This window comes from Phormidium sp. FACHB-1136, assembly GCF_014697375.1.
Classification (GTDB): Bacteria; Cyanobacteriota; Cyanobacteriia; order Phormidesmidales; family Phormidesmidaceae; genus Nodosilinea.
Window position 1 is genome coordinate 1 of the sequence record NZ_JACJRS010000004.1, and the last position, 15,687, is coordinate 15,687.

Sequence of the window (15,687 nt, forward strand, 5' to 3'; positions counted from 1 at the left end):
CCTTGCGACACAGTGATTTCAACCTAGGACTTTATGGTCAACGCTGGCGCTGTGCCATGGAAGTCTGGGCGGATCTCGCCTTTCAGTTGATGGCCCTGAAACCCCACAAGCACCTCTATTTCCAGCGTGGTCTACACGTTCTAGCCCTGATGCAGCAAGCGATCTAGCCACGTTGTCACCCGTTAAGAAGTTGAACAGGCTCAAAACCGGGCGAAACAGGCCGAGGAACGGGCTGCTCAACTCGCCGAACAACTGCGGGCAACGGGGATTGAAGCCGAGGGCTAATTCGGTGTTGGTTGGTCAGCCAAGGTGGAGGCTGGGATTAGCTGGCGAGATATTCGCGGATATCGGACTGGCGTTTGCGCAGTTTGGTGAGGGCTTCTCGCTCAATTTGGCGCACCCGTTCACGGCTGATAGAGAGACGGTCGCCAATTTTCGCTAGGGTCATGGTTTGACCATCGACTAATCCGAAGCGCAGAGACAGAACCTCCCGCTGCTGGGGGGTGAGTTCGCCCATCAGGCGCTCTAGGTCTTGGCGCAGGGAGGTTTGGGCGGCAAATTCTTCGGGGGAAGGGCCGTCATCCTCCAGCAACTCCACCAGTTCGGTGTCTTGGTTGTCGCCCACCTTGAGATCGAGGGAGAGGGGCTGGCGGGCTTTTTCGAGGTAGTCGCGCACCTGCTTAGTGGTAAGGTCGCACTCGGCGGCGAGTTCGGCGACAGTGGCGGCACGGCCATGTTCCTGGGCTAACTGGCGTTGGGCCTTCTTCAGCTTATTCAGCTTTTCGGTGATGTGGATGGGCAGGCGGATGGTGCGGCTTTTTTCAGCGATGGCGCGGGTAATGGCTTGGCGAATCCACCAGTAGGCGTAGGTGGAGAAGCGGTAGCCCTTGGTGGGGTCAAATTTTTCGACGCCCCGCTGCATTCCAATGGTACCTTCCTGGATCAGATCCAACAGGTCTACATTGCGCTTAATGTACTTTTTGGCCACGGACACCACCAACCGCAGGTTGGCTTCCACCATCTTGCGCTTGGCCAGTTCGCCCTCGCGGATGATTCTCTTTAGTTCCGTCAGGGAAATGGAGGCGGCCTCGGCCCAGTCCTCTAGGCTGAGGGTTCGTCCGGTGGTTTCCTCAAGGTCGCGCCTTTGGGCCTCCAGCAGGGACAGCCGCTGCACCTGCTTACCCAGAACGATCTCTTCCTCGTGGGTGAGCAGGGGGACCCGACCGATTTCCTTCAGGTAGGTACGCACTAGGTCGGTGGAATTCTGCAACGTTCTCATGGCAGGGAGACAACTAAACAGCAGGGAGAAACAGATCGACCCATGGGGCTGGGCTGCGGTTAACGATGGCGATCCTTCACACCGCAATCATTGACAGGGACGGGGATGGGGACTTCCTGGTGAGCGGTTTCGACCTTGCGGCTAATCAGCAGGTAGCCAGCCCCTAGGGTAATGAGTCCGCTGTAAATTAGAGTTGAAGCGTCCATATTAGCTATTGCTCACTTATTTATGTAAACAAGTGTAACATTTATGAAGGAGAGCGGGAATAGTGATTCCTACTCAATTCAGGATTTTATTTAGCCCAGATGGTTTGCAGCATAGGGCTTCTAGGGCCACTGGACTGCATCCTTTGCGACATATTTTTTGCGGAAAATCCAAAAACATTCTTAAGCTTTCGCCAGATTATTAACGATTGTTACAAATATTTGCGAAAATCGCTGTCGTTCCTGAGTCAGTGCTCAGGCTGAGTTTACGTCTACGGTGTCACTCCCATTGTGGCAGCGTGGCAGAGCCTCGTACTCTATCCTGGGGAAGATTGACCCCTAGGGCTGGACAAATCTCGGAGAACCCTACACCGAGAGGGTAATCTGAGAGCCCTGGGCGGTTTTGGTAATGTCGAGGCGGGTGGGGAAGGCTTCGCGCAGGCGGGGCATATGGGTGACCGCCAAAATGCAGGCAAAATCGGGCGCAATGGCGTTGATGGCAGCGATCAGGTGGTCGCAACCCTGGGGATCTTGACTGCCAAAACCCTCATCAATCATTAACAGTTGCAGGGCCATCCCCGACCGCTGGGCCAGAATGCGGGCCAAGGCCAACCGCAGGGCAAAGTTAATCCGAAAGGCTTCACCGCCGGAGTAGGTTTCGTAGGGGCGGGTGCCCTGGGCGTCGGCAATCAGAATATCGAGGGTCTCAATTCGCTTATCTTGACTTCCCTTGCTGGCCCGCTGGGTGACAAACCGCAGGTGCAGTTGATGGTGGCTGAGCCGGCCCAAGAGGTGGTTGGCTTCGGCCTCCAGTTGGGGCAGTAGGTTTTCAATCATCAGGGCTTGGATGCCCTTGCGTCCAAAGGCATGGGCGAGTTCTTGGTAAACTTGTTGGCGCTGTCGAGCGGCCTTGAGGTCTTGCCGATTTTGCCCCATCTGTTGATCCAGGCGATCTAGGTGTTGGCGAGCCTGGGCCAAGGCTCCTAACTGAGCGAGGAGGTGATCTCGCTGCTGCTGCTGCGTTTCCAAGCGTTGCCTAAGGCGGTCTAGGGCGTCTGGATCGTAGCCCTGGTGGTGCAAGGCCGACTGAAGCTGATCGATCTGGGCGGTGAGGCGGTCTAGGGTCTGCTGCTGCTCCTGCTGCTGGTGGCGCAAATGGGCACAGCGCTGTTCTAGATGGGGCCAACGTTGGCGGGCCTGGTCTAGGTCTCGCTGCCGACTGCGCCAGATCTGGGCTTTTCCCAAGGCCAAACGAACCTGCTGATATTGGGCTAAATCTGCCTGGAGGGGCTGAATCTGTTGCTGAAGAGTCTGGATTTCTTGCGGCATCGGCCCCTGTTCCAAGGCCAGTCGCTGGGCATCCAGTTCAGCGAGGGTTTGTTCGATCTGGCGCTGCTGATCCCGCAGACGGCGCTGGCGATGTTGGGCCTGGGTGAGGTCGTGGTGTTTGAGATCGGCCCAGCGCAGGCGATTCACCTGCCCCCGCGCTAGGGCATGATCGCGATCATCGTAGGCCAACTGGTGCAGGGTGTGTTCGATCTGAGCCAGTTCGGCTTGGAGGTCGGGGGCATAGTGGCGCTGCTGAAGAGATTGCTGAAGCTGATGACATTCCGTTTCCAAATCCCGCAGGCGTTGCTGTATGGAGATCTGGGAGGCCCGCTGGGCATCGATCTGGCCCTGGCGGTGCAGCACCGGGCGGTAGAGGGCCAGTTCCGCCTCCACCGCCCGATATTCCTGCCGCAAAACCTGAATTTCCCGTTCCGAGGCCGCCAACTGTTCGCGAATCACCCAAATCTGATCCTGCAAGTCCTGCTGCTGCCGTCGATGGCGGTCGGTCACCAGAGCCCGATGGGGGCTGCCGAGGGATCGATCACAGAGGGGGCAGAAGGCGTCGGGCTGGGCCAACATCGACAACTTCTGGGCAATTTCGGCCATTTGGGTTTCACAGTCCCGCTGGCGGGCCTGAAGGGTGGCCACAAAACTACGCCGCTCCAGTCCCTTATCCCGCACCTGATCCTGGTAAGCCTGCCGCTGCTCCAGATAGCTCAGGGTTTGCTCCACCGCCTGGGCCGACACCTCTAGGGGCGGATGCTGAGCCTGGGCTTGGCGCAACTGGGCTAGGGCGGCTTGGGCCTCCTCCAACCGGGTTTGCAGCCGGGTTTCCTGGCGTTGAAGCTGGGACTGGATTTGCTGTTGCCGTTGCCGCAGTGGCCCTACCTGAAGCTGCAAGGCATCCAGGTGCTTTAGACGCGCCTTGGCCATGGCCAACTGATCGCAGGCCGCCTTCACATTGTCCGTTTGGCCGAGGGTGTCCGCCAATTCGTGGCGCTGGGTTAACACCGCCTCCAACTGGCTCTGGGCCTGCTGGTGCTGGGTTTGAAGCGCTTGGGCCTGGGCCTGGTATTCGGTCGTCAACTCCTCTAGGCGCTGCTGCCAGGTCTGGGCCTGCTGAAGCCGCTGACTCAGATCCTGTTCCTCTGATTCCAAGGCTTGCAGCTTTGCGACCTCAGTTGCAATCGTGACTGCCGCCGCTAGGTGTTGCTGGCACTGTTGGGCCTCCGCCTCCGCCATGGCCAAGGCCACCTGGGTTTGTTGGCACAGGGCCAAGGTCTGATCTCGCTGCTGGGTATAGAGTCGCCGCTGTTGCCGCTGTTCTTGGCAGGTTTGCCCCAGGGCTTGGAGGTTCTGGATCTGGGCCTGGGTATCGGCCAGTTCCCGATCCAACGCCTGTAAATCGGCCTCAAACTGGGCCCAGGCGGAAACCGTGGTCTCCGCCTGGGCTAAGGTGGCGGTCAACTCCTCTAAATGCTGAGTTCGCAGGGCGACTTCGGCCTTGGCTTGGCGGGCTTGTTCCCTGGCCCGTTCCGCCAAATCATCGTAGTGGTCGAGCTTGAGCAGTCGCGCCAGCACCGCTTTCCGTTCGCTGGGGCGCTTTAACATGAACTCATCGGCCCCACCCTGGCGTAGATAGGCACTATTAATAAAGGTGTCGTAGTCTAGTTTGAGGTGGTGGCAAATGATCTGCTGGGTGGCCCGAATGCTGCGCTGGGTCAAAACCCGATAGCCCGCCTCCGTCTGCACCTGGAACTCTAGCCCCGCCCCCTGCTGCCGATGGCGACTGCGGATCACCCGATAGCAATGATCCCCTTGCTGAAACACGAAGGATACCTTGGCCTCTAGCGCCCCTTGGTGGATCACATCGTCATCCATGGCAACCCGGCTTTGACCCCACAGCGCCCAGCCCATCGCCTCTAGTAACGAAGACTTGCCTGCCCCATTTTGCCCCGCAATACAGACCACATGCAGGCCGCTAAAATCTAAGCTAGCCTCACGGTAGCTCAGAAAATTCCTTAGCGTAATGTGTCTGGGGATCATGGAGACACAAGCACCACTTCCCCAAGTGTACAGTACGTCAGAACTTCAAGTACATTCGCTCTGGAAAAGTCGTTCATTTCATCCATGGATGACCCACCCTAGGCTTTGCCATCACAAGGCCTGATCGCCCGCGTCGCCACGCTTCAGGGACTCTGGGGGCAAAGGTTCAGTGACCACCGGGGCGGGCAGGGGCACATCTTCCACGGCAGGGAGAGTTTCGGGGGTGAGTTTGATGGGTTGAATGCCGCCCCCTAGGCGTTTGAGCAGCTTGGGGGTGGCATCATGGAGCAAGTAGATGAGGCGATCCCCCACCTTCCAGATATCTTGTCCCAACGCCACTTGCAGGGCACCGTCCCGTTCCACCAATAGGGGAATCATTTCGCCGCCGCGTACCAGGGCCGCTAGGTGGGCCTGTTGCAGCTCGGTGGCGTCGGATCGCAGGCGGGTTTCCCCCAGACGCACCTCGCCATCCGTGAGGTAGCGATTCCATTTTTTGAGGGAGAGGCTGGGGGTTGCGGCTTCTTTAAGCTTGCCTTGGTTCGGCACCTCACCCAGGTCTTTGTCCGTGGGCATGACAGCGATTACCCTGGGGGGCTGGAATTCCTCTAGGGCGCGTTGGGCTACCACAGCATTCACCTCACCGTTTTTGGTGATGGCCAGGAACGTCCCCGCCTTGCCCAGTCCGGCCTGTTCGAGCACCCCATGGTCGAGGGCACTGCTAATCAGGATAGGAATGCCATCTTTGGCAGCTTCGTCCTGGGCGGTTTCGTTGGTGTCAATTAGCACCACGGGGTCGCCATAGTCTTGAATTAGGCGGGCGATGAGCAAACTGAGGGGGTTGCAGCCCACCACCACCGCCCCCACCGCCTCAGTTTTGGCGATGCCCAGCCAGCGGGCCACCCAGCGGGCGGTTAACCCCTGCACCAGCACCGTCATAATAATGGTGAGGAACACCAGGGCTTTGATGGCATCGCCGCCGCTGATCCCCTTTTCCGTGAGCAAAATAGCAAATAGGGAGGCCACCGAGGCCGACACGATACCACGGGGGGCAATCCAGCTTAGGAAGGTCTTTTGTCGCCAGTTCATATCGCTGGACTGGGTGCAAAGCCAAATGCTGACGGGCCGCACCAGCAGCATCAACACCAGCACCGTGCCCACCGCCCCCCAGCCCAGGGCAAAGAGGCTGGCAATGGAGAGATCCGCTGCCAGCAGAATAAACAGCACCGACACCGCCAGTACCGTAAGCTGACCCTTGAAGCGCCGCAGCAGCCGTTCATCGGGCACTGAGAGGGCGCGTACCACCAGCCCCGCCACCACCGTCGCCATCAGGCCCGATTCGCTCCGTACCGTTTGGGCGAGGCCAAAAATTCCCCACAGCCCTGCCAGCACCACCAGGTTGCGCAGGTCATCACTCACAAAGCTGGCCCGCTTTAGGAACCAGCCCATCAGTCCGCCGCCAATGGCCCCAATCACCGTACCAATGCCCAGGCGCAGGGTCAGGCCACCCACCACCGACCCCAAGTCGGCATCGCCGTTGAGGATGATGCCCAGCACCACCACCGCCAGCACCGCCCCCACCGGGTCGATCAACACCCCCTCGCCCTCCAGCAGGGTGGAGACCTTGCGATCTACCTGTACCTGACGTAGCAGGGGCGTAATCACCGTGGGGCCAGTGACCACCACCAGGGAGGCATAGAGAAAGGCCAGCGACCAGGGAAATTCCCCCAGCCAGTGGGCCGCCACGCCGCCGCCAATCAGGGTGACAAACACGCCGATGGTAACCAGATTCCGCAAACTGCTAGACACCTGGCCCAGTTCGCTTAGCTCCAGGCTGAGGCCACCCTCAAACAAAATCAGCGCCACACTGAGGGAGACCATCACCTCCAGCCCCACTCCCAGCGATTGGGGGTGAATCAGCCCAAAGCCATCCGGCCCCAGGCCAATACCAAAGATCAGCAAAAAAATGATGCTCGGCACCCGCGCAAACTCGCCCACCACCTGAGCGGTCACCCCGGCTAAAACCGTCAGCACCATTTGCAGCGTTAGCTCGAAGGCGTTGTCCATAACTCTCTTTAGCGGCGAACCCAGTTAGGGATGATCCCCAACGGTTACCCCGCAAAACCCATGCAGCAAGTCCCGTCTAGGATAGCATTGTGCCCAGAGCCAAGGCTTTTAGGGCGCAGGGAGAGAGGTAAAGGGGCCAGATCCGGGTGAGGGCTAGATCCCAGGGTTCTCGCGGCTGACGCAAGGGCCATCGGTGTGACCCATGAAAGAACCCTGGGACCTTGGGTTACTGGGGATCTTTGCTAGATGCGAAACGCCAGGGTGAAGCGATCCCGTCCAGCCAGGTCTTCGATTACCTGAATGCCTCGATAGGCTCCTACTTGGGTCAGCAATTCGGTGACCAGTTCCCCCTGACCCGCCATCATTTCCGCCAGCCACAGCCCGCCAGCAATCAGGTAATCCGGGGCTTGGGTGGCGATGATACGCAGATCATCGAGGCCATCGGGGCCACCATCGAGGGCGGTGGTGGGTTCGTGGGCAATGACTTCGGGCTGAAGGGTGGGCAAGATGCCAGAGGGAATGTAGGGCGGATTGGATACTACCGCACTGAGTTTGCCCCGGTAGTTGGCCAAGGGCTGAAACCAAGACCCGTGGCACAGGGTAATGCGGTCGGTGAGGTCGTAGCGCTGGACGTTTTCCTGGGCGATGGCGAGGGCGTCGGCGCTTTGGTCTACGGCGAGGATTTGGGCATTGGGGAAGGCATCGGCTAACCCGATGGCGATGGCTCCGCTGCCTGTGCCCATATCCACCCAAATTCCGGTAGCGAGGGCGTCCCGTTGGGGACTGCGTTCCACGGCATCCACCGCGAGATCAATGATTAACTCGGTTTCGGGGCGGGGAATCAGCACCGCCGGAGAGACGTTTAGGGAAAACTGCCGCCAAGGGGCTTCCCCGACGAGGTACTGTACCGGAACCCGCCGCTGAACCCGTTGCTGCCAGCGGTGTTCTAGGTCGGCTAGGGACAATTTCAAGTCAACGCCCGCCATTTGGGATAGCCCCAGCCGCAGGGTAAGGCTATCCAAATCGCAGATCGCTCGCAGCAGCCAGTCCACTTCCTGGGGGTCAATGCCTACCGCCTTGGCCTCGGCCTTGGCCTGGTTGCGCCATTGATCGAGGCTTTTCCCAGAAACCCGCTCCCCCATCTACCCAGCCAGGGCGGCGGCGACTCGGTCTTTGATGATGTCTACCACCGCATCTAGGGCGATTTCTTCGGCTTCTCCGGTGGCCCGATCCACCACTTCCACAAAGCCATCGGCCAGGGCGCGTCCGGTGACGATGCGGTAGGGAATGCCGATCAGTTCGGAGTCCTTGAATTTCACCCCGGCCCGTTCGTCGCGGTCGTCCAGCAGGGTTTCCACTCCGGCGGCGTTGAGGGCGGTGTATAGCTCGGTGGCGGCTTGCATTTGGTTTGCGTCGCCAATGTTGGGCACGACCACAATGGCGTGGTAGGGGGCAATGGACACGGGCCAGACAATGCCGTTTTTGTCGTAGGACTGCTCCACCGCCGCCTGGGCCAACCGAGAAACCCCAATGCCGTAGCAGCCCATCACCAGGGGCACGTAGTCGCCGCTTTCGCTGGTGTAGGTGGCTCCCAGGGCGTTGGAATATTTGATGCCGAGCTGGAAGATGTGGCCGATTTCAATCCCCCGTGCGGTTTGCAAAAGCTGGCCGGGGTCGTGGACGGCCCGATCTCCTGCCATGGCCTTCCGCACATCCACAGTAATCTTAGGCAGGGTGAAGTCTTGGCCCCAGTTGGCCCCAACGACGTGGAAGCCGGATTCGTTTGACCCGGTAACAAAGCCCGTCAGATCAACGGCGGTGGCATCCACCAGGCGCAGGAATTTGGGTTCCAGGTCTTTTACGCCGGATTGAATATAGTCGTCGCCCAAGTCGGGGGCCATGTAGCCCAGGGGCAGGGGTTTGGCAGCCCATTTGGCCTGGGCTTCCTCGTCGGGCACGGTGAGCGAGAGGAGGGCGGTGCCGCCGTAGGTGGGGGCCAGTTTGGTGAGTTCGTTGGTCAGCTTTACGTCGTTGACATCCTGATCGCCGCGAATGCTGACGATCACCAGCACCGTCTTACCGCTGTCAAACACCGCCTGATAGAGGACGTTTTTGACGATCTGGGTGGGCGAACACTTGAGGAATTTCGCCAGAGATTCGATGGTGGGGGTGTTGGGGGTGTCGAGCTTTTCAAAGGTTTTGAACTCAGAAGGCACGGCATCGGCGGGCAGGGATACGGCCTTTTCCACGTTGGCGGCGTAGATACCGTCCTCGGTGTAGAGCACTTCGTCTTCTCCGGCCTCGGCCAGCACCATAAATTCTGTCGAGCCAGAGCCACCAATCGCCCCAGAGTCGGCATCCACAGCTCGGAACTCCAGCCCGCAGCGGCGCAGAATGGTGCTGTAGGCGGTGTACATCTCGTTGTAGGTCTGCTTCAGGCTGTCCTCATCGGCGTGGAAGGAATAGCCGTCTTTCATGATGAACTCGCGCCCGCGCATGAGGCCGAAGCGGGGCCGAATTTCGTCGCGAAACTTGGTTTGAATTTGGTACAGGTGCAGGGGCAGTTGGCGATAGGAGCGGATCATATCCCGCGCAATGGCGGTGATGATTTCCTCGTGGGTGGGGCCAAGGCCCATTTCCTGCTGACGGCGATCCACCAGGGAAAACATGATGCCCTCGGCCTTGGTGTAGGTGTCCCAACGGCCCGATTCGCGCCACAGGTCGGCTGGCTGAAGCTGGGGCAGCAAACATTCCTGGGCTCCGGTCGCGTTCATTTCCTCGCGCACGATGCCGGAAATTTTGGTCAGCACCCGCCACAGCAGCGGCATATAGGCATACACCCCGCTGGCCACCCGCCGAATGTAGCCCGCCCGCAGCAGCAGCTTGTGGCTGGGGATTTCGGCCTCCGCCGGGTTCTCCCGCAGGGTGACAAACAGCATTTGAGACAGGCGCATGGGAATCTCCAGGATGGGCTAAAGCAGGTTGACAGGAACGTCCATTCAGCAACGTCCATTAAGCATAGTAATCGATTCTGACTTAACACCTCCCTTCGGACAGAACCGTGCTATTTTCAGCGGCCTTTTGCTATAGAGTGATTGGCAAACGCAACAATCAGGACGTATCGATGACTCTGACCTGCAAGGATTTGGTCACTATCCATGCCGAGGCCTGGGAACGGGCCACCGTCCATCCGTTTTTGACCGGATGCCAGCGGGGCACCATCACCGCTGCCCAGTTCAATACCTGGCTGGTGCAGGATTACCTGTTTGTAAAAGACTTCACCCGCATGGTGGGCAAAATGCTGGGAGCTGCCCCCGATCACCATTTGGATGTGCTGCTGGCGGGGTTAATGGCCCTCAAGGATGAACTGCTGTGGTTCCAGGCTAAGGCCGAGGAACGGGGGTTGAAGTTGGAGGCTCCGCGCCAGTCCACCTGTTCCCACTACTGCGATTTTATGGCAGGGCTGGTGCTAGAACCCTACCCCGTCCAGGCCACCGCCCTGTGGGCCATCGAAGCCGCCTATAACCAGGGCTGGCAAAAACCTGGCCCCATGCCCGCCCCCTACACCGAGTTTGCCGACCGCTGGGGTAACCCCGGCTTTACGGACTACGTTAAACTCCTCGCCACCCAGGCCGATGAGGTACTCACCCAAGCCAGCGACCACACCCAAGCCCTCGCCTCCACCACTTTTCTGCGCATCGCCAACCTAGAAACCGCCTTTTGGCAAATGGCCTTTGTGGCCTAGGGCGAGGAGACCTCGCCCCTACCGTTGGTGCAGTTGGAAAGCGGTGTGGTCTGGTTTAGAGGACGCCTTTGGAGCTAGGAATCAAATGGGCGCGGCGGGGGTCAACTTCTACGGCCATCCGCATCGCCCTGGCGAAGGCTTTGAAGGTGGCTTCGATGATGTGGTGGGAGTTGAGGCCGTCCAGTTGGCGCAGGTGGAGGGTCATTTGGCTGTGGTTGACGATGGCCACAAAAAATTCGCGCACCAGTTGGGTATCGTAGGTACCGACCCGCTCGGTGGGGATGGTGAGGCCATAGCTGAGGTGGGGCCGTCCCGAAAAGTCGAGGGCTACCTGTACCAGGGATTCATCCAAGGGCGCAACAAAATGGCCAAAGCGGGTGATGCCCTTGCGGTCGCCCAGGGCTTGGTGCAACGCCATGCCGAGGGTGATGCCCACGTCTTCGTTGGTGTGGTGGTCGTCGATGTAGGTGTCGCCCTGGGCCTGCACATCGAGATCAATTAACCCGTGGGAGGAAATTTGGTGCAGCATGTGATCCAAAAAGGGAATGCCTGTGTTAGCGCTGCATTGGCCGCTGCCATCGAGGTTGAGGCTCACCTGTACGTCGGTTTCTCCGGTGGTGCGGCTCACGCTGGCCCGCCGAGGGGGGAATCCCACCGTAGCGGTGGAGTCAGCAACGGACAGGGGACGATCTTGGGTTTGCATGGCAGAGATTGAAACAGGGCCAATCTCTATCTTATCCCTGGCCGATCCCCTGTGCCTAGGCCAGTCGCCACTCATGGCCCCAGCAGATCTCTCAGTTGTTGGGGGCTGGGCCAGTGGCCCACAATGCGGCGTACCGGGGGCGGCGACACCTGAATTAGGGTGGGTGTAGCGGTGATGTTGTTGGCTTCGGCCTCGTCGGGGTGGGTAATCACGTCGATCAGATGGAGCGTATAGGGGTGGGTGAGGGTGGTCTCCAGGGTATGGCGCAACACCCGCAGCATTTTCTCGGTAGCTATGGTGTCGGCCCCGCTGACAAACAGTTTGAACAGGTGGGTGGGTTCCCCGTCCAAATCGGTTTCCTGAGGATCATAGATCGGGAGATCTAACCTCTGGGAATCTCTCGATCCCTGGAGGTCGTTGGATGGAGGGTTGGTGGAATCCTCGGTGAACCGGGTGGGCAACGAAGATCCTAGGGGACTCACCCAGGTAGCCTCCACCCGCATGATCAGATCGTGGCATTCCCAGAGTTCAGGAAAGGTGGTGCGGTAGGACTCGATCACCCAGACGGAGCAGTCTTCGTGGTGGCTGTAGTTGGGTTGCCAGATTAAATCATCGATGTCAAACAGCACATTGAGAAAGGTTTGGAAGCGTAGGGCACGGGGGTAAGCCTCGGCCACGGTAACCAGGGCTTGGCTATTGGGGTCTACCCAGCGATCCACCGTTGCCGTGAAGCAGGGCAGCAAAAAGTAGGGCGGCTCGGCTAGCCCTAGGGCGCTTTGCAGAGCTGCACAGAGATCCAAATGCCAGTGGCTACGCTTCCGCTGGTCGATGCAGTACACACAGTCGCCGCCTGGAGTAAAGAGGGCCAGCCCCTTAAAACTGGCGGCGGTGGTGCTGGGGTCAGGTAACTTAGACACGCAACTTAGACACGACCTCGCAGCATTTGGGCCATTTCGTTCTGCTTCGGAGCCATTTCCAGGGCCGTTTCCTCGGTGATCCGCCCCGACTCATAGAGGGCGTAGAGGGACTGGTTCATGGTACACATGCCGTCGAAGGTACACTTGGGAATCAGCGCCTCCACTTCGTCCAGCTTGCCTTGGAGGATGTAGTCCTTAATGGCGTCGGTGTTGATCAGGATGTCGTGGAAGGCGGCTCGTTTGCCGTCGGTGGTGCGACAGAGCCCCTGGGCAATCACCGCAATCAGCGATTCCGCCAAGGAGACCCGAATCGGCGCTTGTTGTTCGGGCTCGTAGAGGTTGAGGATCCGTTCCACCGTTTTCACGGCGCTGTTGGTGTGCAGGGTGCCCATCACCAAGTGTCCGGTTTGGGCGGCCTTGAGGGCGGTATTCACCGTTTCCTTGTCCCGCATTTCCCCCACTAGGATGATGTCTGGGTCTTCCCGCAGGGAGGCTTTCAGGGCGTTGTCAAACTTGTGGGTGTGCATTCCCACTTCCCGCTGCTTCACCAGGGAACGCTTACTGGTATGGACAAATTCCACCGGGTCTTCAATGGTGATGATGTGCTTCGGCATTTCGCTGTTCACATAGTCGATCATCGCCGCCATGGTGGTGGATTTCCCGGAACCCGTTGGCCCCGTCACCAGAATTAGCCCCTTGTGGTAGTGGCATACATCTTTGAAGATGCCATCAAAGCCCAACTGCTCTAGGGTGAGGATCTTCACCGGAATCAGCCGCAGCACCATGGCAGGGCCACGCAGGGTGTCAAAGATGTTGATCCGGATCCGGGTGAAGTCGTACTGGGCGGCTCCGTCAAAGTCGAGGTTTTGGCGAAATTCTTGGATTTGGTCGGGTCGCAGAATTTCCGACAGCCAATTATAAAAGGTCTCCTCATCGGTGACGGGGTATTCCGTCGGGCTAATTTCCCCCCGTTCCCGGAATCGGGGCACTTCCCCTACCCCCAGGTGAATGTCCGAAAAGCCCTTATCAAAGGCTTCCCGCACGATGTGCTCTAGGGTGGGGCTAGCACTCACCTTAATGGCCTCAGCCGCTGTGGGCATGGGCGGTGGGCTAGGGGCACGGTGTTGGGCCGCCGCTGGGGGGCGCTGTTGGCCTTGGGCGGCAGGTTGGCCCTGGGGTGGAGCCGGGGGACGTTGGCCCTGGGCGGGGGCGGGAGGACGTTGCCCCTGGGGCGGGGGCGGCGCGGGAGGCCGCTGCCCTGGGGTAGGTGGGGGAGCCGCCGGACGAGGGGGCAGATTGGGATTGGCCGGAACACGAGACGACTCAGCCATAGAACCAGTTCTCCGTGGTGAATACCGTGATAGATAGTCGATCCGGGTTAGTGATCGGTTGAGACATCCGCACCCGGACTACTGTTTAGGTTGCCCAAGGATGGGCCAAAATAACGCGGCTTAGAATTTGTTTATGGTGGGTTGGCCCCGGCCCTTCCTCAGACTATACAAACTATACGCGATGACTTTCCCTTGGGGATGGACGATCCTAGCTATCTCCCAGGACGACCTAGCCTAGCAATACTCCACAGACACCTCCTTTTGGAAGCGCCGCAGCACCGTCACTAGATCTTCAATTAGGCTACGGCGAATGGAAATATTTTTGGGCAGCAGCGGGTTTTGGTAAAACTCGTTAATACTTTGCCCCACCAAAAAGTGGATGGCATCGGCCTGGAGGATTTCGCGGGCTAGGAGATAGGCTCCATTGTTGTCAAAGCGCAGACGGCCTAGATCGCAGTGGCACTGGCGGATGTACTCCGTGGCTTTGGAGAGGGTCAAAATCCCCTCAGTTACCAAGTCCACGCCGCTCAGCATCCCAATGGGGGGTAATTCTCGCCGCATGGTCGAGAGATCCATTTCTACAATTTCCCCCAAATAGCTGGCCACGATATTGCCCGTGGTGCCACCGCAGACCACCTTGCGCCCCTCAAAGTCCAGCAACCGATTCACAAAGGATTCGTCCTGTCCTTCCTCTAGGGGGGGGCCAGTGAAAATCATCAGCGGGTGGCGCTGACGCACATATAGCCCCACCATGGTGGCATCGTCGCCGATCTGACCCTGGTATAGCTCAAAGGTGTGGTCAATCACCCGCTTGACGATGGATCGCGCCGTGTGGGCCTGACTGCCAATTACCCCCTCTACATACTGGGCAATGTTGTCCCAGCCCCAACCAAAGTTCATGGTCATGCCCATCCCGGCATAGAGCACGCCGTCGCTAATCGCCCCCAAAAAATCCCCTCGGTCGAGTTGTCCTTCGGCGGATTGCAGCTTGCGGCCTAGAATTTCCTGGGTTTCCATGGCCAGGGGTTCGACGCGGCCCCGGTGACAAAACACCGGAGGCGGATTATCGAAATTAATCACCTTGAAATGGTTGGTATGGCCATCTACCCAGAGAATCGTGAAGGTGGAATAGGCAATTTTTCGCACCTGACAAATGGGCAGGGTGCCAATCACCGTCTTCAGCACCTCCTCCAGGGGCACATCGGCGTTCAGCATGGTGATCAGAATTTCCGTGGTCAGGGTCGCCAAAATGTTGGCCTTTACCCCACTGCCCAACCCATCCGACAGCACCACGGTGGTTTGGGTACCCGTTTTGAGATACTTCACCTTGTCGCCACAGAGTTCCTCGCCAAGCTTATTCAAACTGGCGCTGTGGATATCAATAAAGGCATCTAGGGTCATTGACTAACGGCCCTCCTCCCTGGGGATATTCCCCTGGGCCAATTCAGCGGATCGGGGATGTCTCGTCTTTAAATCCTGGGGATGCACCGCCACGGTGTCCACGGCTTCGTGCTGAAGCATTTGCACAATTTTGAGCAAACTCACCTTAGTTTGGGCGGTGGTTTCCCCCAGCAGCCCTGCGATTTCCTGGACCACCTTCATTTGGTTATCTACGACCTGATTCACCTGTTTAATGGTGGTTTCTTTAATGGCCATGAGCTCCCGTCGTTCCGTGAGTTGATGGCTGTAGTCTGCCATGATGCAAGCAATAATTCCCTCATCGGGAATTGGAAAAATGACCTGATTAACTAATAAATCATGCTGGGCAAATTCTCTGGGTTTACCACGATACACTTCCCCCGTTTCCCAGACTCGCCGAAAGTCGCTGACATCATCCAAAATCGTGGCGGCGGGCTGGCCAATGACATCGTCGGGCTGTACCTTAAACATCCGACAAAAGGCCGGATTCACCAACTTAATGTAAAGATCTGCATCCACCACAATCAGACCATTGGGGTCATATTCCCACAGCAGTTGCCAGAGGTGATGGTGATCGTGACGGCCACCACCGCCCCCCAAACTGGGCCGAGACGAAGGACTAGGAAAGGTAGAATCTGCCATAACAAAATC

General features: G+C 58.6%; 12 protein-coding genes and 1 pseudogene. 2 read left to right on the forward strand and 11 right to left on the reverse strand.

From position 1 onward, the window contains the following. Positions 1-167, forward strand: a pseudogene (locus H6G62_RS27625) (IS4 family transposase); the annotation flags it as partial. Positions 168-322: 155 nt separating this feature from the next. On the opposite strand, the gene H6G62_RS02155 reads toward H6G62_RS27625, so the two are convergent. From H6G62_RS02155 to H6G62_RS02180, 6 genes are all read right to left on the reverse strand, one after another. Next, positions 323-1,279 carry an RNA polymerase sigma factor, RpoD/SigA family gene (locus H6G62_RS02155; protein WP_190492474.1) on the reverse strand — a complete coding sequence of 319 codons (957 nt, stop codon included), beginning with the start codon at positions 1,277-1,279 and terminating at the stop codon, positions 323-325. 59 nt (positions 1,280-1,338) lie between these two features. Beyond that, a complete protein-coding gene (locus H6G62_RS02160; RefSeq protein WP_190492475.1) occupies positions 1,339-1,485 on the reverse strand; it encodes a hypothetical protein in 147 nt (48 codons plus the stop codon). Between the two features lie 363 nt (positions 1,486-1,848). After that, complete coding sequence (locus tag H6G62_RS02165; RefSeq protein WP_190492476.1) at positions 1,849-4,857, reverse strand: SMC family ATPase; 3,009 nt, start codon at positions 4,855-4,857, stop codon at positions 1,849-1,851. A gap of 111 nt (positions 4,858-4,968) precedes the next feature. Beyond that, a complete protein-coding gene (locus H6G62_RS02170; protein ID WP_190492477.1) occupies positions 4,969-6,921 on the reverse strand; it encodes a sodium:proton antiporter in 1,953 nt (650 codons plus the stop codon). Positions 6,922-7,163: 242 nt separating this feature from the next. Further along, a complete protein-coding gene (gene prmC, locus H6G62_RS02175) occupies positions 7,164-8,063 on the reverse strand; it encodes a peptide chain release factor N(5)-glutamine methyltransferase (RefSeq protein WP_190492478.1) in 900 nt (299 codons plus the stop codon). Next, positions 8,064-9,875: a proline--tRNA ligase gene (locus H6G62_RS02180; RefSeq protein WP_190492479.1), complete on the reverse strand. Its 1,812-nt coding sequence runs from the start codon at positions 9,873-9,875 to the stop codon at positions 8,064-8,066. A 170-nt stretch (positions 9,876-10,045) separates the two neighbouring features. Here H6G62_RS02180 and H6G62_RS02185 point away from each other — a divergent pair, with 170 nt between their 5' ends. Further along, a complete protein-coding gene (locus tag H6G62_RS02185) occupies positions 10,046-10,666 on the forward strand; it encodes a TenA family transcriptional regulator (RefSeq protein WP_190492480.1) in 621 nt (206 codons plus the stop codon). Positions 10,667-10,721: 55 nt separating this feature from the next. Here H6G62_RS02185 and hisB read toward each other — a convergent pair whose 3' ends face one another. The 5 genes from hisB to H6G62_RS02210 form a co-directional block, all read right to left on the reverse strand. Then, on the reverse strand, positions 10,722-11,369 hold the full coding sequence (gene hisB, locus H6G62_RS02190; protein ID WP_190492481.1) for an imidazoleglycerol-phosphate dehydratase HisB: 648 nt from the start codon (positions 11,367-11,369) through the stop codon (positions 10,722-10,724). Between the two features lie 71 nt (positions 11,370-11,440). Continuing rightward, positions 11,441-12,286 (reverse strand): circadian clock KaiB family protein, encoded by an 846-nt coding sequence (locus H6G62_RS02195; protein ID WP_190492482.1) that lies wholly within the window; start codon positions 12,284-12,286, stop codon positions 11,441-11,443. A gap of 5 nt (positions 12,287-12,291) precedes the next feature. Further along, a complete protein-coding gene (locus tag H6G62_RS02200; protein ID WP_190492483.1) occupies positions 12,292-13,617 on the reverse strand; it encodes a type IV pilus twitching motility protein PilT in 1,326 nt (441 codons plus the stop codon). Positions 13,618-13,851: 234 nt separating this feature from the next. Further along, complete coding sequence (locus H6G62_RS02205; protein ID WP_190492484.1) at positions 13,852-15,018, reverse strand: SpoIIE family protein phosphatase; 1,167 nt, start codon at positions 15,016-15,018, stop codon at positions 13,852-13,854. 3 nt (positions 15,019-15,021) lie between these two features. After that, on the reverse strand, positions 15,022-15,678 hold the full coding sequence (locus H6G62_RS02210) for a PAS domain-containing protein (RefSeq protein ID WP_190492485.1): 657 nt from the start codon (positions 15,676-15,678) through the stop codon (positions 15,022-15,024). Between the last annotated feature and the right edge of the window lie 9 nt (positions 15,679-15,687).